The organism is Hydrogenibacillus sp. N12, from assembly GCF_019645935.1.
Taxonomy (GTDB): domain Bacteria; phylum Bacillota; class Bacilli; order Thermicanales; family DSM-22653; genus Hydrogenibacillus; species Hydrogenibacillus schlegelii.
On record NZ_CP080953.1, the window covers coordinates 2,140,735 to 2,163,895 of the forward strand.

Genomic DNA, 23,161 nt, shown 5'->3' on the forward strand with positions numbered 1-23,161 from the left:
AGAACGCACCTCCGGCGGAGTGCGGAGGTGCGTTCACGATCTTATGGCCCCTCCTCCGGTGACGGCCAGCGCCGCCTGTCCGAGGCTCAGCCCCCCATCGTTCGGCGGCACGGCCCGCGGCACCCAGAGCGGAACCCCGTGGGCCTCGAGCGCCGCCTTCAGCGCCTCGAGGAGCACGGCGTTCTGAAAAACGCCGCCGGCGACGACGACCGCCTCGGCCTTTTCCCGCCGGAAAAGTTCGGCGGCGGCTTCCGCGATCGTCCCGGCGACGCTTCGATGAAACGCCAGCGCGATCTCCGCCGCCGGCCGCCCTGAGACAAGGTCGTCGACCATCGCCGCCAGGAGCGGCCGGTAATCCAGCTCGCCGTCCCGCCAGGGAAACGGATAGCGCGGCTCGAACGGGTACCGTTCGGATGAGCGGCGTTTCCCGCTCCGGGCACGGGCGGCCGGATGCTCCAGCCTGATCGTCGCCTGCCCTTCAAAGGGGATGGCGCGATCAAACCCGAGCAGGACCGCCACCGCATCGAAGAGGCGGCCGGCGGACGTCGCCGGCACCGTTTGCTCGTTCCCCTCGGCGAACTTGAGCGCCTGCCAAAAACGCGTGGGGAGGGCACGCCGCCGGGCCAGGCGCTGAACGACGTCCGGAGCTTCGAACACAAAACCGGCAAGCGCCTGAAGCGGAAAGCGGGCCGCCGCATCGCCGCCCGGGAGGCGGGCAGCGCGAAGATGCCCGGCGCGCCGAAAGCCGGCGGTCAGGCTGCCGACGAAAAACTCGCCGCCCCAGATCGCCCCGTCATCGCCGTCTCCCGTCCCGTCGAACGCGACGCCGACGACGCGCGCCTCGGGCGCTTCCCGCTCGGCGAGGACGCCGGCGATGTACGCCCGGTGGCGCTGCACGGGCACCCGGCGCCGGGCAGGCAGCGTTTCCGCGAATTGGGCCGGGCGGTAATCCGGATGGCGGTCGAAGGCGACGATGGGCTCCGTTTTCGACACCCCGCCCATCGAAAGCAGCGCCTCGACGGCCGCCTCAAAGGCGACTTGCGCCTCATCCGTTTCCAGATCGCCGAGGTGCTCGCTAAGAAGCCCCGCCCGTCGACCACGAGGGTGACCGCGCTTTTCAGGTCGCCGCCGAGGGCGAGCCCAGGCCCCTCCGCCGGAAGGCGCGCCACAAACCGCGGCGCATACCGCCGGGCCCGGCGGATCATCACCTTCCGCAAGGGGAACACCGCTTCCGGGCGCTCGGCATCGCACGCCAGGAGATAGCCGCCGAGCCCTTTGACGGCGACGATCTTGCCTTCCCGGAGCCGTCGGGCGGCCATGCGGATCGCCGCTTCTCCGTCCCGCTTACGACCGTCGACGTCGAGCGGCCAAACGTTCGGACCGCATTCCGGACAGGCCGTCGGTTGAGCGTGAAAGCGGCGGCCAAGCGGTTCTTCGTATTCGGCCCGGCAGCGCGGGCACATCGTCCAAGCCGCCATCGTCGTTTTCGGCCGGTCGTAAAGAAGCGCCGTGATGACCGTGTAGCGCGGCCCGCAGTTCGTGCAGTTTATATAAATCTCGAAACGCGCCGAACATTCCAAGGCGTCCTCTTCCACCCGCCGATCGCGGATGCACGCCGCCTTCGGCGGGCGTTCGCTCAGCGCCCGGATGCAAGCAAGCGACGACCGCCGCCTCGGGCCCTTCGAAATGCACCGCCATCCCTTCCGGATCGTTCCGCACCCAGCCGACGAGCCGATGCGCCTCCGCCGCACGAAAAACATACGGCCGAAAGCCGACGCCCTGAACGATCCCGCGGACGGTGACGCGGCGCGCAACGGGCCGTTTCTCTTCCCCGTTTTCGATGATCGCGACGGCGGACACCTCCTTCCGGATGGAGCCCGCTTTGTCAGCAACTGGACCCATGAGCGTCAGGCACGGCGGCCGACGCCTGGGCCGCCACCGCCGTCACGCCTCCCGCCCACCTGCCGATTCCGGAGCGGCGACGATGCAGCCGCGCCCCTGAACGCCGATCATCAACACCTTTCCGTCCGAAACGAGCACCGGGACGGTTCGGCCTCCGGTCAAGGCGATCATGCGACGGAGCGCGTCCTCATCTTCCTCCACGTCGTATTCAACGTAGGCTTCGCCGTCCAGGTCGAGCGATTCACGGAGCTCCCGCGTATACGGACACCCCTTCGTTCCGTAGAGCTCCAGCATCCCTTATTCCACCTCCAACCCTTCGCGGATGATGTGATAGACGCTTGCCTGCACTTCCTGGATGCGCGGGATGTAATCCGATCGGACGATGATCGGGATGTCGGCGAGCGAGCGGCGGACGACCTCCCCGCCGTCGTATCCGAGCAGGGCGATCGTGACCAGGCCTCGTCTACGCGCTTCTTCAAGCGCCAACAGGATGTTTTTCGATCCTCCGCTGGTCGAGATCGCGACGGCGACGTCGCCCGGACGGGCATGAGCAATCACTTGGCGCAAAAAGATCACTTCCGAACCGACGTCATTGGCCAGCGCCGACAGCACCGCCGGCTCGGCGGCCAGCGACACCGCCGGATAAGGCCGCATCCCGGGCGGCGGCATGTTCAGATCGTACGCCCAGTCGTTGGCGTCCGTCGCCGAACCGCCGTTTCCGAAAATGAGCGCTTTCCCACCCCGTTCACGGGCCTTTTTCAACGCCCGGATGGCCTCGACGACGGCCGGAGCCTCTTCGACCATCCGGAGGCGGAGCGCTTCGTCGTCCTGGGCTTTCATCACGATGGAACGCGCGACCGCTTCCACGACCGCCTCTCGATGCTCCCGATCCCCGTCCTCGCCCTTCTCCGGCGCTTGGCCGCCGGTCGCCGCGGCGAACCGCCCGGCCGCCGCATCGGCGTCTCGGTCGAATCCGCCCGCAAAAGCGCGCCCGCTTTGGCCATCGCCGCCGAGGAACGGATACAAAAACGCCGCGTCCCCGGCGTCGATCTCCGGCCCTTCCAGCGCGTGATGTTCGAAAAAAACGTGCACCGTCTCCCAAAGCGTGTGATAGAGGATCTCGATGATTTCCTGGGCAATGAACGGATGCACGCCTTCCAGGCGCACCGCGTAATCGGCGTGGGCACCGGACGACCCCTGCAGCGCGAAGGTGAGGGCGCCGATCCGTTTGGCCTCGGCAAGCGTTCGCTCGATCTCCGGGTCCCCTTCCGCCGGCGCAAATCCCATGACCATATCGTCCGGCCGGAAGAGCGCTTCGACTCCCTCGGGAAAAAGGGGCGACGCATCCAGCGCGGGGAGGGCCCGCTTGCCGACGATGACCGGATGGATGAATTCCACCGAGACGTGCTGCGCATCGGTCGCGTAAGCGCCCCGCCCAAAGGCGATCAGGCGCCCGCCGCGCAAAAACCGGTCCGCCATCTCCGCGCACATCTCCGCCAAGGGGCGAGCCTGCTTTTGGAAAAACGCGGACGACACCGCATTTCGCGCGAGGAGCCGTTCGCGCACCCAGGCTTCCATTCTGCGATTCACCGCCCGCCGAGAATACTGATCCGCTGAAGAGACGGATTCGCTCGATTCGCTCAAAGACGCGGGGGGATCCGATCAGCAGATGCGCGGCAGCGGATCGCCGACGAGCATGTCGATGACGCGCGTTCCGCCGTAGTGCGAGCGGGAGAGGACGACCGGACGCGTTCCTTCTTCGATCGCCCCGATGCGCACCGCCGGTGCGCCGCCCGGCATGCGGCGCAAAGCCTCGAGGGCGGCATCGGCGTACTCCGGAGCGACGACGGCGAGAAATTGCCCTTCGTTGGCGATATAGAGCGGATCCAGCCCCAATATTTCGCAGGCGCCGCGCACTTCCGGGCGCACGGGAATCGCCTCGTCGTCCAGCACGACGGTCACCCGGGCATCGCGCGCGAGTTCGTTGAGCGCCGTCGCCACACCCCCCCGCGTCGGATCGCGCAGCCAGCGAAGGCCCGGCGCCGCCGCCTCGATGAGCGCCTCCACCAGCGGCCAGAGGGGGCGCGTATCGGAGGTGAGTTCGGCCTCCAACTCGATCTCCCCGCGGGCAAGCAAGATCGTGATCCCGTGATCGCCGATCGGCCCCGAAAGAAGCACCTGATCGCCCGGCCGGACGCGCTTCGCCGACAGATCGACGCGCGGATCGACGAGGCCGATGCCGGCGGTCGTGATGTACAGCCCGTCCGCTTTGCCGTGTTCGACGACCTTCGTGTCGCCGCCGACGATCGCCACCCCTGCCCGTTCCGCGGCTCGGGCCATCGCGGCCATCTCCCGCTCGAGCTCCTCCGTCGGCAGTCCCGCTTCCAAGATGAGCGTGGCGACGAGCGCCAGCGGCCTCGCTCCGCCCATCGCCAGATCGTTCGCGGTGCCGTTGACGGCGAGCTCCCCGATCGATCCCCCGGGAAAGACGCGCGGCTTGACGACGAACGCGTCCGCCGTCATGGCCAGCCGCCCGCCGGCGATGGCCACTTCGGCCACGTCCCGAAGCTCCGTACCGGATTCGAACAAGAACGGGGCGATCAGCCCCTCGATCAACCGCCGGCTCGCCTTGCCCCCCGCTCCGTGAGCGAGTTCGATGGATGGGTCCTGGAAGCGAACGTGCGGCCTGGTCCGGGACATCGTCATCCCCCACCGTTTTTCGGTCTCCTCGCATTTTGTCGGGCCTGCATTTCATTGGGCCTTCTCTTGAGACCACCGCTCCTCGATGCGGCCCCACTTCCAGATCGCATACGACGCGGCAAAGGTCACCGCAAACAGCCCGACGATCGCATATCCGAGCCACTCGATCTCCAGGAGTTCAAGGAGCGACCAAAAGCCGCCTTCCAGTCCGAGTTTGTCCGCGATGACCTGCATGAGCTCCATCCCGCCGATCAGAAACGCGACGATGACCGTGATGCCTGTGATGGTCAGGTTGTAATACACCTTGCGAAGCGGCGTGTTCAAAGCCCAGCTGTACGCGCTCGTCATAAACACCCCGTCCGCCGTGTCCATGAGCACCATCCCCGCCGCAAACAACAGCGGCAGGGAGAGGATGCCGGCCCACGAGAGCACCGTCGCCCCGCCGGCGGCCAGCGCCAGGAGGCTCACCTGGCTGGCGGTGTCAAAGCCGAATCCGAACAGGAGCCCAAGAAAGTAGACGTGCCACGACTTGCCGATGAAGCGCCAGAGCGACCGGACGAAGCGGCTTAAGAACCCCCGGCTTTCCAGGAGGCGTTCCATCCGTTCCGGCTGGTACGCCCCGCGCCTTAAATCCCAGAAAAGCCGCCACAGATCGATCCAGATGAGCAAATTAAAAACCCCGATGATCACCAAGAAAGCGCCGGAGACGAGCGTGCCGATCAGATCCCCCGTGCTTTTTAAGACCGGCATATGCTCCGTCAGCCACCGGGAGGCAAAGACGACGGCGAGCGCGGCGGCGAACACGACCGTCGAGTGGCCGAGCGAGAAGTAAAAGCCGACGCCGACCGGATTCTCCTTCTGCCGGAGGAGCTTCCGCACCGTGTTGTCGATGGCCGCGATGTGATCGGCGTCAAAGGCGTGGCGGAGCCCCAGCGTATACGCGAGAAGCGCCATCCCCCATAGCCCCGCATGTCCCCGGGCGCCCCACCACAGCAAGAGAAACGCGACGACATGGAGCCCGATGATCCACGGCGCATAATGGCGCCACGCGTCACGCACGCCGGCCGAACCGCGCAAAACGTCGACCGCCGACGCCGGCGCGCCCCGTTCGATCATGCGCATGCTCCGATCCCCTCGATCCCTCTTTCTCTCATTGTGCCCGCGCCTCTTCTGTGGCGCCTTTGCGCTTCGCCTTACTCTCCGACCGCCTGCCGGGCATAGACGTGGTGGTAGTACGCGGCGCAGGCCCCTTCGGAAGAGACCATCAAGGCGCCGACCGGCCGTTCGGGCGTGCACTCCTTGCCAAATAATTTGCATTGAAACGGCTTGAGCACGCCTTTGAGCACCTCGCCGCACTGGGCGGCCATGGGATCGGTCACCCGGAGCCCCGCGATCTCGAACTGCACTTCCGCGTCCCAGGGCGCAAACTCCGGCCGCAGTTTCAGCGCCGACTGGGAGATGAAGCCGAGCCCGCGCCATTCGAAGAAGGGCCGGACTTCGAACACTTCGGCCATCGCCGCGAGCGCCGCGCGATTGCCGTCCCACGGGACGACGCGGCTGTACTGGTTTTCGACCGCCGCCCGGCCTTCTTCGATCTGCCGGACGAGCATCAAAATGGACTGCAGCAAATCCAACGGCTCAAAGCCGGAGATGACGACCGGTTTGCCGTAATGGCGGGCGATGAACTCATACGGCCGGGCGCCGATGACCGTCGACACGTGCCCCGGACCGAGGAAACCGTCGATGCGCATGTCCGGCGACTCGAGGATGGCCCGGATGGCCGGAAGGATCAGCACATGATTGGACAGGACAAAGAAATTCCGGACGCCCATCTCCCGCGCCCGAAGGAGCGTGAGCGCCGTCGACGGCGCCGTCGTCTCAAACCCGATGGCGAAAAAGACGACCTTGCGATCGGGGTTCTTGACGGCGAGCTTGAGCGCGTCGAGCGGCGAGTAGACCATGCGCACGTCCGCGCCTTTGGCCTTGAACTCCAGCGGGGAACCGTGGCTCCCGGGGACGCGCATGACGTCGCCAAACGCCGTGAAGATGACGCTCGGATCTTTCGCCAGGTTGAGCCCGTCGTCCATCCGCCCCATCGGCAGCACGCACACCGGACAGCCCGGCCCGTGGACGAGCTCGATGTTTTCCGGCAAGAGTTCCTGAATCCCGAAGCGGAAAATCGAAAACGTATGCCCCCCGCACACTTCCATCAAGCGATAACGCTTCGACGGATCCACCCGGCGCCGGATTTCCTGCGCCGTCTTTTCGATCAGTTCCGCGTTCCGGAATTCGTCGATGTAGCGCATCAGAGCGACACCTCCAGCGCCCGACCGATGGCCACCCCCATGTGGACGAGGAGAATTTCTCCGGCCTTCGCGTCGGGCACAAAATCGATCGCCACGCTTGTCCGCACCCCCGCGCGGTCTTCGACCGTCGCCTCCCGCCCCGAAACGGCGATCACGCGCACGGGAACGGCGACGTCGCCGCACGTCGCGCATCCGTCTTCCCGAAGCCGACGCTCCCCGTAGCGGGCGAGCTCCCGATCCATCGTCCGTCCCCTTCTTTCCGAGTCTTAAAATCTTCGTCCAGCCCGACGTCCAACCCGACCGGGACCGTCACCGGCAAAACGCCCTTTTGCCTTTGCGTGTGCCCGTTTGCCTTCGCTTAACCGCGTCCGGCGCCCTTTGGGCCGTCGCCGAACGACGGATCGAATTGATACCCCCGGACCTCTTCCAGCGCCCCGTCCGCCTCCCCGAGCACCGACAGCAGGCGCAGCTGCTCCTCCGCCTGCTCGGCGCTGATCTTGCTCATCGCAAAGCCGACGTGGATGAGCACCCAGTCGCCGACCGTCACGTCCTCCTGTTTGAGCAACCCGATGTTGACCTTTCGGCGCACGCCGGAAACGTCGACCGTGGCGTACTGCCCCCGATCATCCAGTTCCACGATCTGCCCCGGAATGGCCAGGCACATGCCGCCCCCTCCTTCCCGTCTTTTTTCCTCGGCGGAAAACGCTTCAAAAGCGAAAAAACGCTTCAGGCGACGAGCTCCCAGAACATCACGCGGTTGTTCCCCGTGTCCGCGACCGCCAGGCGGCCTTTGTGGCACCAGAGGCCGTAGGGCCAGCACATCGTGTCCGGCGCCACGCCCTGCCAGCGGTTTTCGCCGGAGGCCTCGAAGTCCGCCTGGCCGAGCACCGCCTGCGCCGGATAAAAAGCGCCGCGCTCCGGCACGTCCGCAAAGAGGAGCACCCGGTTGTTCGCCGTATCGGCCACCGCCAGGCCGAACGCACAGAGCGCGACGCCGTAAGGAAAGCGCATCCGACGCGGCCCTTGCGGGACGTGAGGCAGCTCAAAATTGCGATTGAAATCGCTTTGGCCGAGCACGAGATCGGCCGGGCGGTCGCCCGTCGGATGGGGAGAAAAGCCGAGCACGCGATGGTTTCCGGCATCCGCGACATAAAGCCGCCTCTCGTCCCCGGCCAGGGCATGCGGCCAGCGGAAAGCGTCGGCCGAGACGCCTTTTCCCCGATTTTCCAGGCCGGTGTAGCCGTCCGGCTGTCCCAGCACGACGTCCGGCGGACGGTCGCCTTCCGGAATGCCGTCCCAGCCGAGCACGCGCCGGTTGCCGGTGTCGGCGATGTAAAACCGCCCGGCCAGGTAGGCCATCCCGTACGGCCAGTACAGCCCGAGGGGATGCACCGGCCCTCCGCGGTTGGGCAAGACGCCGTCCATCGACGCCTGCCCGATGACGGCGTCCGGCGGCGCCCCGCTCGACGTCGGCACCTCATTCCAGATCAGAATGCGGTGATGCCAGGCGTCGGCGACGAAAAGCCGCCCCTCGTAGACCGCCACCGCCGTCGGCAGGTGCAACAGGCGAGGCCCTTCCGACGTAAAGTCCGGCTGCCCGAGGACGACGTCGGCCGGCGCATGGTCGCGCTCGGGAAAGCCGTGCCAGATGAGCACCCGATGATTGCCGCTGTCGGCGACGATGACCGTGCGGTCGTCAAAGTACACGCCGCGCGGCGCGTACATCGTCTCCCGCGACGGCGCGGCGGCCGGAAGCAAAAGCCCTCCGGGCGCCGGCGCGCCCAGCCAGCGCACGGGCTTGAACGTCAGCCGACGCGGATCCATACGCGGCGTCCCTCCACCCGGACGGGAAACGGCTCCAGCTGAACGTGCGGGGCCGTGAGGCATTCGCCCGACGAGAGATCGAAGCGGAAACCGTGCCAGGGGCAGGTGATCACCCCTCCATCGACCATACCCGCATCCAGCGGCATGCCCATGTGCGGGCACTCGTTGCGGTAGGCCATCACCTTGCCCTCGAGGCGGACGAGGAGGATCGACGTATCGCCGCGGGAAACCGCCGTCGGTTTTCCCTCTTCCAGCGCCTCGACGTCCGGTCCTTCGATCCAGCCGCTCGCCGCAAGGTCCGGACGTTCGTCGATCACGTTGAGCGGCAGATACCCGGAGCCGACGTCTTCTTTGGCCATCCGCACCTGGGCGATCTCCGGAACGCGGGCGCGGATCGCCTCTTCCACCGCGTTTTTCAGCGTCAAAGCCGAAAGCGAGCAACCCGAGCACGCCCCGTGGAGGCGCACGTAGGCGATTTCTCCCTCGACCTGGACGAGCTCCACGTCGCCGCCGTGAGACCGAAGATACGGCCGCACTTCTTCGAGGACCACGGCCACGCGGGTGGCGAGGTCCGGTTTGATGATGCCGTGCATGAGAAAAAGGGCATAAATCGCCGGATCTTCGATCGCCTCGTAAAGCAGCGCTTTCCCCGCTTCGTTCTCCCGGAGTCGGCGGACGAGCCGCCGGAGGGCAAAGGCGTGAAAGCGCTCGATCGCCTTTTTCAGCTCCATCGCCTTGGTGCGGGCGTCCTCGGGGAGGTTTTTCAGCGCGGCCACCGCCTCGTCGACGCGAAGCGCCAGGCGCTCAAAATCTTCTTCCTGAACGGATTCTTGCCGAACGTGAGGCATCACTCCTCACCTCCGAACGCGAGCGCCTGTTCGAGCGCCTCCTCCGTCTTTTGTCGCAGGAGGTCGGCAAAGGCCCGCACGGCGAGCCTGGAGACGAGCTCTCCGTAGGTCTTCGCCTCCGGAACGAGCGTCAAGACCGCGGGAGCGTCCAGCCGTCGGGCGGAGAGCGCCTGAACGATGAAGGCCCACCCCGCCGGCTGGTCGAGGAGCGCATCGCGGAAAAACGCCTCGACAAACGCATCGAGCCAGACGCCTTCCCCCTGCGGGTCGGACCGCAGCCGTTCTAAGGCGTTTTTCGCCCCGGCGGTTCGCTGGACGATCCGCTCGCTGAAACGATCGACGGCCAGCTGCAAAAGGACGTTGAAGTATTCCTGCTCATGCGGATGCATGGCTTTGCGAAACGGTCCCCCTTGCGCTCACCGCTGCACTTCCTTCCGGCGTCGGTCAATCTCTGCGAGCACCTCGGACACGGCTTGAGCCGCCTCGGCATCGCCGTGCGCCGCAAACAGCCGCTTCGCCTCCTCAAGGCGCGGAACGGCCCGGGAAAAGGCTCCCAGATGGGCGAGGGCGTTTCCCTGGTTGGCCAGCACGCGCGCCCGCCGCAACGGATCGTCCCTCACCTCCGGGAGGCCGAGCACCTCTTCGTAGAGCGCCACCGCCTCCCACAGGTTGTCCTCCAGGTGGGACGATTTCACATGCTGAATGGCGTTGGCCAGGTTGATCGTCGCGCTGGCCCAAAGGTCGGGGTGCGTCTCCTTCGTAAAGTGGCGGAGCGCCTCCCGGAGCGACTGAACCGCCAGCGCCGCGCGGAGCGAGTGCCGCGCTTCGTGCATCGGCATCGAGAGGTAGGCGACGGCGAGGTTCATGTGCGCCAGGGCATACGCCTCCGGGTGCCGGTCCCGCTTGAGCCATTTCAGCGCTTCATGGTAACAGCGAACGGCTTCCAGAAGCGCGGACTTCTGCCCTCCGGCCTCGGCCTGGAGCGCGGTGCCGAGCTGCAGCCAGATTTCCCCTGTCAATAGCGGATTAAAACTCCCCAAAAAAATCGCGTTCGATTCCCCACAAACAGCGGATTCAGTTCCCCAAAATCATCGCGCATCATTCCCCAGACGTATGTTCGATCTACGCGGTCACCTCCTCCTTCAGCGCATGGGTCACCCCGGCGCGCAGCTTGTCCTTCATCCGGTAGCTGTTGCCGCGGATGTTGATGGTGGTGGCGTGGTGCAGGAGCCGGTCGAGCAAGGCAGAGGCCAGCACCTGGTCACCGAAGAGTGTCCCCCAGTTGGTGAAGCTGGTGTTGGACGTGATGATCAGGGAGCCATGCTCGTAGCGCTCCGACACGAGCCGGAAGAAGTTCGCGGCGTCCAAGGCGTCAAGCGGCAAGTAGCCGACTTCGTCGCAGATCAGCAGCTTCGGCTGGGTGTAGATGCGCAGGCGCTTGTCCAGCCGTCCCTCTTGGTACGCCCGTCGCAAGTCAGCGACCAGCTTCTGCATGGTCACGAAGTAGACGCTCATGCGCTGTCGAATCGCCTCCATCCCCAGGGCCACCGCAAGGTGGGTCTTGCCCACCCCCGGCGGTCCCAGGAAGATGACGTTGCTGCCCTCCCGGATGAACGTCAAGCCGGCCAGTTCGCGTATTTGTCGCTCATCGACGGACGGCTGGAACGAGAAATCGAAATCTGCAAGGGTCTTGTGATACGGGAAGTTGGCCATGCGGAGTCTGGCGTGCATGTAACGGCTGTATCGCTCCTCCTGCTCAGCATCCAGCAGTCTGTGCAGGAACTCCGCATAGGTCGCCTGGTGCCCCGCTGCCCACTCCACGCACGCCGGCAGCACCGCCGCGGCGCGCTTCAATCCCAGCTCCAGCAGCTGCTCCTCGGCCTTGGCCAAAACCAACGCCTCACTCATTGCCCCTGACCTCCCATCGCGATCTGCTCATAGACGGACAGCTCCCGCTGCTCCACGTCCGGCCCGATTTGCAACCCTGGCACCTTGCCTCGATCCGGATGAGGCGTCCCAGCCGGGATGCCCTTGAAGTGCTCAGGGTCGGTTGAGACCTGGTGCCTGCCTGTGAGCACGCGGTGTTCGGCAATGACCTGCCCGCCGTACTCGATCTGCAGGCGGCCTGACTCAAACTCCCGGACCAGCACGGTGTGCCCCACATACCGCCATGGAACGGTGTACATGTTCGTGTTCCAGGAGATGCGACAATCGCTCATGACCTTGCGCATATCGGCGTACGCCAGCGTGTACCGGCTCTTAGGCAGGGGCTTAAGCGTCTCGGCCTGAAACCGCACCACCGGCTGCTCCCGCGTCGTGCCGTGGATGCGCACATTAGCCACCGTATCCCGCCAGATGGCACCTTGCCGGTTCAGGTCGTCATGGTCCACGAACGAAACCGGCCAGAAGCTGGACCGGATATACCCGATGGGCCGTTCAATCTTCCCTTTGGTGCGACTTCGGTAGGGCTTACAGGCCTTGGGCACGAATCCGTAGTACTTGGCGAAGTCCATGTACGCCGGCTGCCAGTCGACGTGTCCATGACCGTCGTTGGCCACGACCAGCGGGGAGCAGTTGTCGCTGAGCATGACCTTTGGAACCCCGCCGAAGAACTCCAGCGCGTTCCGGAGCGCCTGGAGGATATGCCGTTGGTCCGCCGCTCTGATAAACTCCAGGTAGAGCATGCGGGAGTAGGCGAGGACCATGGCAAAGCACCATACCTTGCGCCGATGGCCCTGCGGATCCAGGTAGGGGAATGCGCCCAGGTCGATTTGCGCTTGTTCCCCCGGAGCCGTCTCAAACCGCACGGTTGCCTTGGCAGAGACAACCGGGCGGAGAGGGTGCATGAACTCGCGCAGTACGGTAATTCCGCCGGTATATCCCTGCTCCCGGATCTCGCGAAAGATTCGCTCCGCATTGAGGACGCCGATACGCATGCGCTGCTCCACATAGGCCTTGTACGGCTCCAGCTTGTGGCCTTTCACCCTACGGCTGCGCGACTTCACCCTCCCCTCCTCCTGCTGCCTCGGCTCACTCACAGCCTTGCGGATGGTTTTGCGGTCATGGCCGTATCTTCTGGCCAGTTCCGAGATGCTGACGCCCTCCTCATACAGCTTCCTGATCTCCATCTTCTCACTCTCCCTCATCACCGGCACCTCCCCAAAAGTGATGGCAGGTGCCATAGTTCGACACAGGGGTGGGGAATTCATCCCGATGATTTTGAGGAAATCATGCCGGTGATTTTGGGGAATCTTTATCCGCTGCTATTGGGGATTTTACATCCGATGTTGACACCCCGCGCATCTCGTCAAATGCGGTTCGGTCCAGGAGCTTAAGCGCCGTCCGGTAGCCCTCGACCGGCGACTGGACGTCCGTGGCCGACCGGATGACGGAAGCGTCAAACGCGCCGGCTTCCGTCCCCCCTTGCGGCGGGGGGCCCGCGGCATGAACGGTCACCGGCTGAACGGTGAGCGACTGCAAGAGGGCCGCCCGCTCGGCATACAGCCGGGCAGCAAAAACCGGCGAAAGCGCGCTGACGCTCTCCGCCGCGTCGTAGAGGAAGGAAAGCGCCCTGGCCCAATCGCCGGAAGCGAGGGCGGCATAAGCGTGGGTGGCAAGCAGGAAGGCCCGAATTTCGCCGTCCGCCCCTTCGTAGGGCGGCGGCTCGACGGGAAACCCGAGCCTCCAGGCCGCCGCCTGAAGCAATAACCGCATCTCCTCGTCGGCCGCCGCGAGCGCAGCTCGGAACGCCTCTGCCTCGGGGCGCAACACAAATCGGTTAAACCGCCCTTCCGGCGCATCGGGAAGAAGCGACAGCACGGTTTCCTCCGGGGCGCCGGATAAGGCCGCCCGGAAAAAGCGCCACGCCTCCGGCCAAGTTTCCGGCGGCTCGCCGCGCAGGAGCTTCGTGATGAGCGCCTCGTGGCCTACGACTTCCGGAAGTAAAAAAAAGCCCGCCGCACCCGGAAAGACGCCGATCGCCTGAGGCCGGAACATCGGATTCCCCCTTTCTTCGGCCGGCCGATGGCCTCCTTAGGGCTTTCGCGTCCCGGACGTCCCGCGGAGGGTCTGGGCGGGCTCAAGCGGAATGATGAACGCCCCGCGCTCTTCATCCCACCGGCCGGAGCGCTTTCCGACGGGATAACCTCCCGGCCGGTCGCGGAACAGCTCCTCGACGAAAAGGCTGCGGTCGCCCCGGCGGTTGATCTGCTTGAGGAGCAGCCCTCCGCTTGCGGCGCGCCTGACGGGCATGAGCCACAGTTCATCGTCGCGAAGCAGGGCGATGACCGTATGTGTCGGAAAACGAGCCGCTTCTTCCGCCGTCAGGTGCAGGTACCCTTTCTCTGTAAACTCAACCACCTGGCATCCCCTGCGCCTGGGGTTCACCCCCCGCGTTTTGCACAAGCAAAGCGGCCAGCCGCTCCATCGCCGCTTCGACTTCCGGACTTAACCCCACGCCGTACTCGAGATCTTTGGCTTCGATCAGGTAAATCGTCACGTCCTCCGGAAAGCGCTCTTTGAGGAGCCACCGCCCGACGGCGAGGGCGTGATCCCAGCGGAAGTCGTGCAGGTTGATCGCCGTAAGCGGCGGCGTCTCCGCTTCCGCCCCCGGCAACTCGAAGATCGTTCCCGGCTCGGCGCCGGTCTTGGCGGCGTCGACGATGATGAGGCGCTTGGCGTCCTGGATCTGAAACACGACGTCCATCCCGGCGGTGCCGCCGTCCGCCAGGCGGACGCCGGACGGCGGCCCGAGCGCCCAGAGCCGCCGGATGAGCGTCGGGCCGACCCCGTCGTCTCGTCGGAGCAAATTGCCGCAGCCGATGATGATCGTGGACACGTCGGCTCCCCTCATCAGAACTGGGTCACTTCATACTTCGCGATCTCTTGCTTGGTCTTCGCATCGTAGGCGTGGACCGTGCACACGAGGCACGAGTCGTAGCTCTGGGCGATGTGGGCGAGCTCCACCGGATCTTCGGGATTTCGGATCGGCGTGCCGATCATCGCCGTCTCGATCGGACCCCGCTGATCGTGCCGGTCGCGCGGGCCGATGTTCCACGCCGTCGGCGTGATCACCTGGTAGTTTTCGATCTTCCCGTCCTTGAGCACGATCCAGTCGGCGAGGGCCCCGCGGGCGGCCTCCGTCGCTCCGAAACCGCGCCCGTCCGGAAGTTCCTTCGGCTTGATGTAGAACTTGTCGTTCAGGTCGATGCGCCGGAGCCACTCCTTGACGCGCAAGTAGTACTTCGGCGCCTCGTGCATGCGGGCGAGGACCCGGACCATGACGCTCGGACCGATCTCCTTGACGATGTTGTAGATGAGCGGATCGTAGTCCTGATGCTTTTCGGCGCCGGGACGGCCGGCGATCACCTGGCGCGCCAGCGGTCCGGCTTCCAGGGCGAGCTCGCCGATCCCGGGAACGTCGTAGCGCGGCGCCTTGGCCCAGGTGTACTTGCCTTCTTTGGCGCCTTCCTGCGGATCGATCGGCTCGGTGACGCCGTCAAACGGGTGATACGCGCCGCCGCCGCGGAAGAAGGAATACGTGTGATCTTCTCGGACGCGCATCTGGTCGAAATCGTGGAAATTCTCCCCGTCGTAGACGCCGGAGCGGGAGATGAGCGCCCGGTTCCGGCCCTCGATCGTCGGGAACCGGTAGAGATCCGGCTCAAAGAAGCTGCCCATCGCGATGAAGCGACCCGGACCGCGGCCGTACTTGTCGAGGCCGATGTCCATGCTGTAGCGGATGAAGAGGCCGAGGTCGGAATCGCGGTGTTCGGGCTTTTCCTCCAGCCAGTTGAGGACGTCTTTCCACGTCTTGTTCTCCAGCCAGCGCTCCACCGAACAGCCGAGCCAGACCTTCTCCAGCCAGTATTCGCGATAGTGCTCGAGGATGGAGATCGAACGCGTGACGTCGGAAAGCGTCGGCGCGCACATCACGCCTCCGGGGACCATGAAGCTGGAGTGAGGCCACTGGCCGCCGAAGATGGCGTAGATCTCCACCGGCTTCGCCGACTCGATGACGCCGATCTCATAACTCGTGCCCGTAAACGGCGCCCACCGCTTCACCACCTCGTCGTACAGCGGCGATTTCTGGTAATTTTTATGGGTCAGGCCGATGGCGAAGAGGGCGTAAAACCACCGCGGCATGCTCTGCAGCGTCTCCACCGCCTGCGCGATGTTCCGGACAAGCGTCGCGTTCGGCGGGACCTCCGTGCTCCAGGCGGTGTCTATGGCATAGACCGCCTTCGTCAAGTGGCTGCCGCCGCAGATGCCGCAGATGCGCGGCGTGACGATGAGACCGGCCTGCGGGTCTTTGCCCTTCAGGATGATCTCAAACCCGCGGAACATCGTCGCTTCCGTCCACGCGTCGACGACGACGCCGTTTTCGATGGCGACGCGGACGTCCAGATCGCCTTCCACGCGGCCGAGCGAGTGCACCTTGAGATCCTTCCGATCGATCGTCTTGATTTCGGACCCTTTTTGGCTCATCGTGCTCCACCGCCTTTTCGTATCGTTCTGATCACGATCGTCCTGATGCGATCGCCGTGTGCCGGCATGACCCCGCGGACGACATCAAGGCACGAACATCTCTTCTTTGGCCCATTTCGGCGCCGCCGCCCGCGAAACCGCCGCACTGATCGAATAGCTCAGGGAGTCGACGCCCGGCGGCACTTCCTTCGGAATCGAGCCGAGCACCTTCTGCGTCTTGAACACCGTTCCCGGCGCGAGGTCGAAGAACGGGAACTGCGGTTCCGTGCACCCGATACACGGCATCCCGGAGCGCGTCTTCGACGATTGCCGGTTCCAGAGGATGCGGTTGCACGGCGAATGCGTCAGCGGACCGCGGCAGCCCTGCTCATAGAACAAGCACCCTTTGCGCGTGCCCTGGCCGAACTCTTCCACCGGCTCCTTCCACTCGAAGTACTGCACGCGCGTGCAGCCGGTCTGCGTGAACGTCTTGAAGAACGTCTGCGGGCGCTGCAGCTCGTCCAGCTGGATGTCCTCCAGCCGGCCCGTGGCGACGGCCACGAGGATCTGCGTCACCCAGTCCGGGTGCGCCGGGCAGCCCGGAATGTTGATCACCGGAAGGCCGGCCTTGGAGCGGAAGTCCTTGCCCAAAAACCCGCCGCGCTCGCCTTTTAGGTACTGCAGGCCGACCGACTCCGACGGGTTCGGCTTCGTCGCCGGGATGCCGCCCCAGCAAGCGCAATCGCCGACGGCGACGACGAAATTCGCCTTGTGGGCGAGCTCCCAGATCCAGTCTTTCTTCGGCCGCTCGTGGAACATGTCGTAGCGCCCCGTGCCGTTCGGCCCCTGGATGACCGTCCCCTCGAAGACGAGGATATCCAGGGGGATTTCGTCGCTTAAAATCTGTTCCAGCAGGTGCTGGACCTGATGGCCGAACTCCATCGAAATGGAGTGATGATACAGGATGTTGATGCCGAAGTCCCGGACGAGGTCGATCACCGTCGGCTCGTCGGCGTTCAGAAACGACTGCGTGTTCCCGTTGCACGCCCCGCCGTGCATCCACAAGAGATTGGCCATCCCAGGCACCTCCGTCCCCATCGCATGATCCGTCCGACGCATGCGTCCGCCGCTTCGAAGCGCTCAGACCGCCCGAAAGCGGTCGGAATCCTCCGTCGACCCCGCCAGGAGCACGGGGACGGCCGGAAGGCGGATCCCCTCACCGCGCCCGGGCGGCGGCTCGGCCTGCCAGAAGCCGCTCGAGCCAGCGGTCGAGGCCGGCGCCGGTTCGGGCGGAAATCTCCAGCACCTCGATCCCCGGGCGGACCCGCTCGACGGCTTCCTGAAACCGCCGGCGATCGAAGCCGACGGCCTCGGCGAGATCGATCTTCGTGACCACCGCCAGATCGGCGCTGTTGATGAGCGTCGGGTACTTCTCGGGCTTGTCCTCTCCTTCGGTGACCGAAAAGAGCACCGCCCGCTCGTTTTCGCCGAGATCGTAGCTGGCCGGACAGACGAGATTGCCGACGTTTTCGATGAAGAGAAAATCGAGCGAACCGAGATCCCATCCCTCGATCGCCCGGGCGACCATCTCCGCCTCCAGGTGGCAGACGGTGCCGGTCGTGATCTGTCGGACCGCCGCCCCGCTCGCCCGAAGCCGCTCGGCGTCGTTGTCCGTCGCGAGGTCGCCGACGACGGCGGCCACCCGCCATCCGGCGCCGGCAAGCCGCCGCATGAGCTCGGTGAGCGCCGTCGTCTTCCCGGCCCCCGGCGCGGAGACGAGGTTGACGACGTAGACGCCCGCCGTCCGAAACCGCTCCCGAAGCTCTCGGGCCAAAAGATCGTTTTTTTTCAGCACGTTTTGCCGGATCTCCACGATGCGCGGCGTCATCGTCATCGGTTCCCCTCCTCGTCCGCCTCGCCTTCCAGGGCGTAAAGCTCCAGCTCCCGCCCCGCCCGGACGTCGCCGGACGGCGTCCCGCACACCGGACAGCGGGCCGGCACCGGCGCCGGGAGCGACCGCTCCGTCCGGCATGTCGGGCAGTAGATCGCCACGGGGACGTCTTCGATGATGAGGCGCGCGCCTTCCACCGCCGTCCCCGCCGCGGCGATGTCGTAGGCAAAGCGGAGGGCTTCCTGGACCACCCCGGAGAGGGCGCCGACCCGGACGTGGAGCGCCGTCACCCGGCGAAGGCCCATCCGGTCGGCGTTTTCCACCGCCAGCTCGACGAGCTGATGGGCGATCGAAAGCTCATGCATGGGTGAGCTCCCGCGACAGATGTCGCGCCAGGCCGAAGACGAAGTTGAGCGCCGGCTGAAGCTCCGGATCGCTCAGGGCCCGCATGAGGCCGATCAGGCCGACGCGTTTCTGGAGCGCCGAAGGCTCGGCGGCCTCCACCGCCGCCCGTTGCATCGCCCGGGCGACCTTTCCGACCAGGGCGATCGAGCGCGTATCGAGCACGTCCTCCTCGAAGAGCGCCCGCACCGCCGGGGAATCGAGCACTTCCTGGACCCGCCGCCCGGCCTGGAAGACCGTCTCGATCCGCTCGGCGATCTCCGGCGTCCGGAGGCCGTCCCGAAGCACCTGGATGAGGCCGTTCACCGAATCCGCAAGCTCCGGTCCCCGTCGGAAAAATCCGTCGATCATCTCGACGAGCGCCTCGACGGTCTCCAGCTTATCCAGAAGCCGGATGAGCCGCTCGATCGTCGCGGGGTCGGACAGCCGCTCGACGAGCTCCCGATCGAGGGCGAGGTCGAGCTCCCGCACCGCTTCCGTCAACATGCTCCCTCCTTTCTCCCCATCGGCCCTCGCAAAAGCCTTCCCCCTCCGCTCGCGACTCGAGGCCGGACGCACCGACGTCAAGGTTCTGAAGGCGCCGACCCCGCCGCCGGCGCGGCAACCCCTCCTTTCCTCGGATCCGGCCCGCACCGGGCCGTTGCCTCAATACCCCCGGGGGTAAATGGCCGATGAATTCATCAGTTGCTATATTTCAGAAATCATGCTGCAAAAGAAGTTTTTCGCCACCCGGGTAGCATTAATTTAATCCGCCCGGTTTGAAATGTCAAGATCATTTTTTTCATTAGCTTTAGTTTATTGTTGTATAATGATACGCTTATAGAGCGCTTCGTACCGCGCCACCTGGGCCGCCGGCGAAAACCGCTCGGCGACCCGCCTTCGGCCCGCCGCCCCCATCCGCCGCCGGAGGCCCGGGTCGTCGAGAAGGCGCCGGACGGCCGCCGCCATCGCGGGGACGTCCCCGACCGGGAGCAAAAATCCCGTCACGCCATCTTCGACGACCTCCGGAAGCCCCCCGGCGGCGCTCGCCACGACCGGCACTTCGGCGGCCATCGCCTCCGCCGCCGCAAGGCCGAAGCTTTCCTTCTCCGACGGAAAAAGGAGCACGTCGGCGGCGGCGTACACCGCCGCCACGTCGTCGATTCGGCCGAGGGCGTGCACGTCCTCGGCGACGCCGAACGCCTCGGCGAGCGCCAGCGCCCGAGCGTGCTCCGGCCCGTCGCCGACGAGAAGGAGGCGCGCCCGGTGCGTCTTTCGAACTTCGGCGAACACCCGAACGACGTCGCCGACGCGCTTGATCGGCCGGAAGTTCGATACATGGAGCAGCAAAAATTCCCCCGCCGGTGCCAGGGCGCGGCGAAGCGCCGCCGCCCGGGGCGGCGGACTCGAACGCGGCGGGAAGCGGTCGGGGTCGACGAAGTTGTGGATCACCTCGATCGGCCGATCGGTGCCGAAGACGGCCCGGGTTTCGTCGGCGAGGTGATGCGACACGGCGGTCACGGCGTCGCTCGCTTCGATGCCGAGGCGGACCGCCGCCGTGAGGGCGTAGTCGTACGCGTGCAAGAAGATGTCGGTGCCGTGGAGCGTCGTCACCGTCTTCACCCGGTGCCCCGGCACCATCGCCCGGGCAAGGAAGGCGCTGGTGGCAAACGGGACGGCGTAGTGGACGTGCAGGATGTCGAGGTCGGCGTGCCGGATGACGTCGGCCATCTTCGCCGCCAGCGCCAGTTCAAACGGCGGGTGGCGGAAGACGTCGTACGCCGGCGGCTCGACGACGTGGACGACGAGGCGGTCTTCCAGATTTCGCAAACGAAACGGCGTCCCGTCGGAAATGACGTGGACCTCGTGCCCCCGCCGGGCGAGGGCGCGGGCGAGTTCCGAGGCGAGCACGCCGGATCCGCCGACCGAGGCATAGCAGGCGATGCCGATCCGCATCCCCTCACCCCCCGCCGCCGTCCCAGTAGACGAGATGATGCCGGCCGTCGAGGGGAAGGGAAAGCGACCGCCACCGTTCGCGCCATGCCTCGAGCCCGTGCCGGACGATGAAGTGAAACGGCCCGATCACCCGCTCCTGCGTTCGGTCGAGGGGGGCGAGGAGCTGCCGGATCCGCTCGAAGCGCCGGGCGGCGCCGTCGAGCCGTCGCTTTTCCGCCTGCAGGGCCCGGGCGGCGAGAAAATCAACATGCCCTAAAATCTTGCGCAAATTTTCCTCGGCCATCGGGCCGAGCCCCTTTTCGAGCGCCGCAAGTTCCGCCACGAGCGGCGCATACAGCGCCTCGATCGCCCGGCGGATCTCCTGAAACCGCTCCTCGAGCCGCCGGGCCGTTCCCTGCGCCTCGAGCCACGCCGCCTGACACGCCTCGATGTACGCCGGATTGGCCACCGCCCGGTGGGCCTCGCCGCCGACGTCCTCGAGCGCCCGGGCGAGGGACGGCTCGACGACGGTCGCCTGAAAGCGCGGCACCGCCGGCGGGAGCACGAGGCGGAGCGCCCGAAACGCCTCCTTGAGCTCCGCCCAGTAGGCGACCTCGCTCGGCCCGAGGACGGCGGCGAGGACGGGAAAGAGCATCTCCTGCATGATCGGCCGCGTGCCGGCGGCGGTCGACAGCCGTTCCGGCGCCGCCTCCGCGAGGGCGAGGAGCTCCGCCGTCGAAAACCGGTGCTCCCCGCGCCGATCGGAAAAGCCGTCGCCGGCGAACCGAAGCCCGACCCGGCCCGTCGCTTCGGTGTGGAGAAAAAGATAGGCCCCGTCCGCCGCGTCGAGCTGCGGCGAAAACCCGAGGTCCCGGACGCCCGCCGCGCCGGCCGCCAGCGCCTCCCGGACCGCCGGCGCCGCCTCGATGAGCCGGCGAAACGCCGGCCGTTCGACGGCCCGGAGCCGGGGGTCGTCGCTGTCGAGGAAGACGAGCCCGGTGCCGGCGAAAAGCCGCGCCATCAGGCGACCGAAGACCTGAACGAGGCTCCCGCCGCCGGCCACGGCGTCGCGGAGGAGCGCTTCGGCCGCCGGCTTGAACTCCGTCTCCGGCCAGGTCGCGGCGAGGCGGTCCGCCGCCTCCCGGAGCGCCGCCTCGGAGAGGTGGAGGCGGCTTACGGAAAGGCGCCGCTCGGGGTTCGGCGGCTCGAGGGCGATCTTCTCTATGGTCCAGTCCGGCCGGAGGGCATAAAGCCCCCCGACCTCGGCGAAGTCGTGGTCTTCCCCGGCAATCCAGAAGACGGGGACGACCCGCTCGCCGAGGCGCGCCGAAAGGTCTTCGGCGAGCCGGAGAACGCTCAAGGCCTTCAGAAAAACAAAGAGCGGCCCGCCGAAGAGCGTCGCCTGATGGCCGCCGACGACGACCGGCGCCCCGGCGGCGATGGCGTCGATCGATGCCATCGCCCGCTCGTCGGCGCCGATCTCCCGGTTGAACGCCCGGAGCGCCTCGGCGACGGCGGCGGCGTCGAGGCGAAGCGGCCGGGTCGCCGCGAGGGCGGCGAGGCGCCGGCGCCACGTTCCCGCATCCCACGGGTCCGCCTCAAAGCGCCCGAGCGCCTCCGGCCGCCGGTCGACGTAGGCCGCGTAGAGGGGCGGCAAAAGCGGTACTGGACATGGTTCAACGCGCATGGATCGACCCCCGCGTTAATTTTGCATAATGAAATCCCGCTCCGCCCGCTCGCCTTCCCGGAAGATCCGCAGAATCTGGTACTTCGTATTCCGCTGGGCCGGGATGCGGCCGGCTTCCCGGATGAGGTCGAGGATGAGATTCGTGTTCACCTTGTAGGTGCAGGCGGCGGCGGAGACGACGTTTTCCTCGATCATCGTCGAACCGAAATCGTTGCAGCCGTACGAGAGCGACAGCTTCCCGACTTCCGGCCCCATCGTGACCCATGACGTCTGAAAGTTCGGTATGTTGTCGATCATGAGCCGGGCGATGGCCAGGTTTTTCAGGTACTCTTCGGCGCCGATCTTTCGCGCCGGGAGATGGGTGTTCTCCGGCTGGAACGTCCAGAGGATAAAGGCGAGGTAGCCGACGGCGCCGATCGCCTTCGCCCGGTCCTGCGACTCCCGGAGGCGGATCATGTGGAGCAGCCGCTCTTCGACCGTCTCGCCGAAGCCGATGACCATCGTCGCCGTCGTGTGGAGCCCCACCCGGTGGGCCGTCTCCATGATGTCGATCCACTCGCGCCAGGAGCCCTTCCGCTTGGCGATCTTCATCCGGATGCGGTCGTCGAGGATCTCCGCCCCGGCGCCGGGGAGCGAGCCGAGCCCGGCCTCTTTCAGCAGCCGGAGCACCGCTTCGATGCTTTTCCCGGAGACCTCGCTCATTTTTTTGATCTCGATCGTGGAAAACGAATGGATGTCCACCTGCGGAAAGCGGGCCTTGATCTTCCGAACGAGATCGAGGTAGTACTCGAGGGGAAGATCCGGGTGCGTCCCGCCCTGCATGAGGAGCTCCGTGCCGCCAACGTCGACGAGCTCCTGTATTTTTTGCATGATCGTCTCCTCGTCCAGGACGTACCCCTCCGGGTGGCCCGGCGGCCGGTAAAAAGCGCAGAAGCGGCAGTAGGTATCGCAGATATTGGAATAGTTGACGTTCCGGCCGATGACGAACGTCGTGATGGGAAACTCCGGATGAAAGGCGAGCATCCGCTCATGGGCCGCGGCGCCGAGCTTTTCGATGTCGTTCGAATCGTAAAGCAGGAGCCCGTCTTCCAGCGAAAGCCGCTCGCCGCGCCGGGCGCGGTCGAGCACCGCATCGATCTGGGCCATCCCTCTCCCCGCTTTCTCTCCGGCATCGGATGCCGTTTTCTCCGCATCGGCAAGCGTCTCACGACGCCTGCCCGGT

Annotated in this window: 25 protein-coding genes and 2 pseudogenes; all 27 read right to left on the minus strand. The window is 66.0% G+C overall.

From position 1 onward, the window contains the following. Window positions 1–33: 33 nt before the first annotated feature. Window positions 34–1,251 (minus strand): Kae1-like domain-containing protein, encoded by a 1,218-nt coding sequence (locus K2M58_RS10030; RefSeq protein WP_252393456.1) that lies wholly within the window; start codon window positions 1,249–1,251, stop codon window positions 34–36. Between the two features lie 161 nt (window positions 1,252–1,412). Further along, window positions 1,413–1,760: pseudogene (locus K2M58_RS13045) on the minus strand (hypothetical protein); the annotation flags it as partial. Next, a pseudogene (locus tag K2M58_RS12740) lies at window positions 1,663–1,902 on the minus strand (acylphosphatase); the annotation flags it as partial. The pseudogenes K2M58_RS13045 and K2M58_RS12740, both read right to left, overlap by 98 nt. A 42-nt stretch (window positions 1,903–1,944) precedes the next feature. Continuing rightward, window positions 1,945–2,196, minus strand: coding sequence for a glutaredoxin family protein (locus K2M58_RS10035; RefSeq protein ID WP_220677431.1), 252 nt, complete (start codon window positions 2,194–2,196; stop codon window positions 1,945–1,947). Window positions 2,197–2,199: 3 nt separating this feature from the next. Further along, complete coding sequence (locus K2M58_RS12745) at window positions 2,200–3,393, minus strand: SIS domain-containing protein (RefSeq protein ID WP_252393619.1); 1,194 nt, start codon at window positions 3,391–3,393, stop codon at window positions 2,200–2,202. A 171-nt stretch (window positions 3,394–3,564) separates the two neighbouring features. Continuing rightward, on the minus strand, window positions 3,565–4,608 hold the full coding sequence (gene hypE / locus K2M58_RS10045; protein WP_220677432.1) for a hydrogenase expression/formation protein HypE: 1,044 nt from the start codon (window positions 4,606–4,608) through the stop codon (window positions 3,565–3,567). Window positions 4,609–4,653: 45 nt separating this feature from the next. Next, entirely contained in the window at window positions 4,654–5,724 is a 1,071-nt protein-coding gene (locus tag K2M58_RS10050) for a HoxN/HupN/NixA family nickel/cobalt transporter (RefSeq protein WP_252393458.1), read from the minus strand. A 71-nt stretch (window positions 5,725–5,795) separates the two neighbouring features. Next, window positions 5,796–6,908, minus strand: coding sequence for a hydrogenase formation protein HypD (gene hypD, locus K2M58_RS10055; RefSeq protein WP_220677433.1), 1,113 nt, complete (start codon window positions 6,906–6,908; stop codon window positions 5,796–5,798). After that, window positions 6,908–7,150, minus strand: coding sequence for a HypC/HybG/HupF family hydrogenase formation chaperone (locus K2M58_RS10060; RefSeq protein ID WP_220677434.1), 243 nt, complete (start codon window positions 7,148–7,150; stop codon window positions 6,908–6,910). The genes hypD and K2M58_RS10060 overlap by 1 nt, the downstream gene beginning before the upstream one ends. A gap of 116 nt (window positions 7,151–7,266) precedes the next feature. Further along, the gene (locus K2M58_RS10065) at window positions 7,267–7,572 is read right to left on the minus strand and encodes a HypC/HybG/HupF family hydrogenase formation chaperone (RefSeq protein WP_220677435.1); all 306 of its coding nucleotides are present in this window, start codon (window positions 7,570–7,572) and stop codon (window positions 7,267–7,269) included. A gap of 62 nt (window positions 7,573–7,634) precedes the next feature. Continuing rightward, complete coding sequence (locus K2M58_RS10070) at window positions 7,635–8,732, minus strand: NHL repeat-containing protein (protein WP_220677436.1); 1,098 nt, start codon at window positions 8,730–8,732, stop codon at window positions 7,635–7,637. Beyond that, the gene (locus K2M58_RS10075; protein WP_220677437.1) at window positions 8,714–9,580 is read right to left on the minus strand and encodes a NifU family protein; all 867 of its coding nucleotides are present in this window, start codon (window positions 9,578–9,580) and stop codon (window positions 8,714–8,716) included. The genes K2M58_RS10070 and K2M58_RS10075 overlap by 19 nt, the downstream gene beginning before the upstream one ends. Further along, complete coding sequence (locus K2M58_RS10080; RefSeq protein WP_220677438.1) at window positions 9,580–9,969, minus strand: hypothetical protein; 390 nt, start codon at window positions 9,967–9,969, stop codon at window positions 9,580–9,582. The genes K2M58_RS10075 and K2M58_RS10080 overlap by 1 nt, the downstream gene beginning before the upstream one ends. Before the next feature lie 27 nt (window positions 9,970–9,996). After that, window positions 9,997–10,599 carry a hypothetical protein gene (locus K2M58_RS10085; protein WP_220677439.1) on the minus strand — a complete coding sequence of 201 codons (603 nt, stop codon included), beginning with the start codon at window positions 10,597–10,599 and terminating at the stop codon, window positions 9,997–9,999. A 103-nt stretch (window positions 10,600–10,702) separates the two neighbouring features. Beyond that, window positions 10,703–11,488: an IS21-like element helper ATPase IstB gene (istB, locus tag K2M58_RS10090; protein ID WP_220676869.1), complete on the minus strand. Its 786-nt coding sequence runs from the start codon at window positions 11,486–11,488 to the stop codon at window positions 10,703–10,705. Continuing rightward, window positions 11,485–12,762, minus strand: a complete 1,278-nt coding sequence (gene istA, locus K2M58_RS10095) for an IS21 family transposase (RefSeq protein ID WP_252393391.1) — start codon at window positions 12,760–12,762, stop codon at window positions 11,485–11,487. Before istA ends, istB begins: the two co-directional genes overlap by 4 nt. Before the next feature lie 46 nt (window positions 12,763–12,808). After that, window positions 12,809–13,576, minus strand: coding sequence for a hypothetical protein (locus tag K2M58_RS10100; RefSeq protein WP_220677440.1), 768 nt, complete (start codon window positions 13,574–13,576; stop codon window positions 12,809–12,811). 36 nt (window positions 13,577–13,612) lie between these two features. Then, complete coding sequence (locus K2M58_RS10105) at window positions 13,613–13,939, minus strand: hydrogenase maturation protease (protein WP_220677441.1); 327 nt, start codon at window positions 13,937–13,939, stop codon at window positions 13,613–13,615. Next, window positions 13,932–14,417, minus strand: coding sequence for a hydrogenase maturation protease (locus tag K2M58_RS10110; RefSeq protein WP_252393459.1), 486 nt, complete (start codon window positions 14,415–14,417; stop codon window positions 13,932–13,934). Before K2M58_RS10110 ends, K2M58_RS10105 begins: the two co-directional genes overlap by 8 nt. A gap of 14 nt (window positions 14,418–14,431) precedes the next feature. Further along, on the minus strand, window positions 14,432–16,066 hold the full coding sequence (locus K2M58_RS10115) for a nickel-dependent hydrogenase large subunit (RefSeq protein ID WP_220677443.1): 1,635 nt from the start codon (window positions 16,064–16,066) through the stop codon (window positions 14,432–14,434). Window positions 16,067–16,150: 84 nt separating this feature from the next. Next, complete coding sequence (locus tag K2M58_RS10120; protein ID WP_066203592.1) at window positions 16,151–17,122, minus strand: hydrogenase small subunit; 972 nt, start codon at window positions 17,120–17,122, stop codon at window positions 16,151–16,153. A 139-nt stretch (window positions 17,123–17,261) separates the two neighbouring features. After that, the gene (hypB, locus tag K2M58_RS10125) at window positions 17,262–17,939 is read right to left on the minus strand and encodes a hydrogenase nickel incorporation protein HypB (protein WP_220677444.1); all 678 of its coding nucleotides are present in this window, start codon (window positions 17,937–17,939) and stop codon (window positions 17,262–17,264) included. Beyond that, a complete protein-coding gene (gene hypA, locus K2M58_RS10130) occupies window positions 17,936–18,301 on the minus strand; it encodes a hydrogenase maturation nickel metallochaperone HypA (protein WP_220677445.1) in 366 nt (121 codons plus the stop codon). Before hypA ends, hypB begins: the two co-directional genes overlap by 4 nt. Then, window positions 18,294–18,821: a helical membrane plugin domain-containing protein gene (locus K2M58_RS10135; RefSeq protein WP_252393460.1), complete on the minus strand. Its 528-nt coding sequence runs from the start codon at window positions 18,819–18,821 to the stop codon at window positions 18,294–18,296. The genes hypA and K2M58_RS10135 overlap by 8 nt, the downstream gene beginning before the upstream one ends. 312 nt (window positions 18,822–19,133) lie before the next feature. Next, a complete protein-coding gene (gene bshA, locus K2M58_RS10140; RefSeq protein WP_220677447.1) occupies window positions 19,134–20,273 on the minus strand; it encodes an N-acetyl-alpha-D-glucosaminyl L-malate synthase BshA in 1,140 nt (379 codons plus the stop codon). 4 nt (window positions 20,274–20,277) lie between these two features. Next, complete coding sequence (bshC, locus tag K2M58_RS10145; RefSeq protein WP_220677448.1) at window positions 20,278–21,939, minus strand: bacillithiol biosynthesis cysteine-adding enzyme BshC; 1,662 nt, start codon at window positions 21,937–21,939, stop codon at window positions 20,278–20,280. Between the two features lie 15 nt (window positions 21,940–21,954). After that, window positions 21,955–23,085, minus strand: a complete 1,131-nt coding sequence (gene mqnC, locus K2M58_RS10150) for a cyclic dehypoxanthinyl futalosine synthase (protein WP_220677449.1) — start codon at window positions 23,083–23,085, stop codon at window positions 21,955–21,957. Between the last annotated feature and the right edge of the window lie 76 nt (window positions 23,086–23,161).

Excerpts from the sequence above, each read along its gene's own strand:
- K2M58_RS10070 (WP_220677436.1), bottom strand. The coding sequence starts at position 8,732 with ATGGATCCGCGTCGGCTGACGTTCAAGCCCGTGCGCTGGCTGGGCGCG.
- K2M58_RS10060 (WP_220677434.1), bottom strand. The coding sequence starts at position 7,150 with ATGGATCGGGAGCTCGCCCGCTACGGGGAGCGTCGGCTTCGGGAAGAC.
- hypB (WP_220677444.1), bottom strand. The coding sequence starts at position 17,939 with ATGACGATGACGCCGCGCATCGTGGAGATCCGGCAAAACGTGCTGAAA.
- K2M58_RS10065 (WP_220677435.1), bottom strand. The coding sequence starts at position 7,572 with ATGTGCCTGGCCATTCCGGGGCAGATCGTGGAACTGGATGATCGGGGG.
- K2M58_RS10120 (WP_066203592.1), bottom strand. The coding sequence starts at position 17,122 with ATGGCCAATCTCTTGTGGATGCACGGCGGGGCGTGCAACGGGAACACG.
- K2M58_RS10115 (WP_220677443.1), bottom strand. The coding sequence starts at position 16,066 with ATGAGCCAAAAAGGGTCCGAAATCAAGACGATCGATCGGAAGGATCTC.
- hypA (WP_220677445.1), bottom strand. The coding sequence starts at position 18,301 with ATGCATGAGCTTTCGATCGCCCATCAGCTCGTCGAGCTGGCGGTGGAA.
- bshA (WP_220677447.1), bottom strand. The coding sequence starts at position 20,273 with ATGCGGATCGGCATCGCCTGCTATGCCTCGGTCGGCGGATCCGGCGTG.
- K2M58_RS10050 (WP_252393458.1), bottom strand. The coding sequence starts at position 5,724 with ATGCGCATGATCGAACGGGGCGCGCCGGCGTCGGCGGTCGACGTTTTG.
- hypD (WP_220677433.1), bottom strand. The coding sequence starts at position 6,908 with ATGCGCTACATCGACGAATTCCGGAACGCGGAACTGATCGAAAAGACG.
- K2M58_RS10100 (WP_220677440.1), bottom strand. The coding sequence starts at position 13,576 with ATGTTCCGGCCTCAGGCGATCGGCGTCTTTCCGGGTGCGGCGGGCTTT.
- hypE (WP_220677432.1), bottom strand. The coding sequence starts at position 4,608 with ATGACGATGTCCCGGACCAGGCCGCACGTTCGCTTCCAGGACCCATCC.
- istB (WP_220676869.1), bottom strand. The coding sequence starts at position 11,488 with ATGAGTGAGGCGTTGGTTTTGGCCAAGGCCGAGGAGCAGCTGCTGGAG.
- bshC (WP_220677448.1), bottom strand. The coding sequence starts at position 21,939 with ATGCGCGTTGAACCATGTCCAGTACCGCTTTTGCCGCCCCTCTACGCG.
- K2M58_RS10075 (WP_220677437.1), bottom strand. The coding sequence starts at position 9,580 with ATGCCTCACGTTCGGCAAGAATCCGTTCAGGAAGAAGATTTTGAGCGC.
- K2M58_RS10035 (WP_220677431.1), bottom strand. The coding sequence starts at position 2,196 with ATGCTGGAGCTCTACGGAACGAAGGGGTGTCCGTATACGCGGGAGCTC.
- istA (WP_252393391.1), bottom strand. The coding sequence starts at position 12,762 with ATGGCACCTGCCATCACTTTTGGGGAGGTGCCGGTGATGAGGGAGAGT.
- mqnC (WP_220677449.1), bottom strand. The coding sequence starts at position 23,085 with ATGGCCCAGATCGATGCGGTGCTCGACCGCGCCCGGCGCGGCGAGCGG.
- K2M58_RS10080 (WP_220677438.1), bottom strand. The coding sequence starts at position 9,969 with ATGCATCCGCATGAGCAGGAATACTTCAACGTCCTTTTGCAGCTGGCC.
- K2M58_RS12745 (WP_252393619.1), bottom strand. The coding sequence starts at position 3,393 with ATGTGCGCGGAGATGGCGGACCGGTTTTTGCGCGGCGGGCGCCTGATC.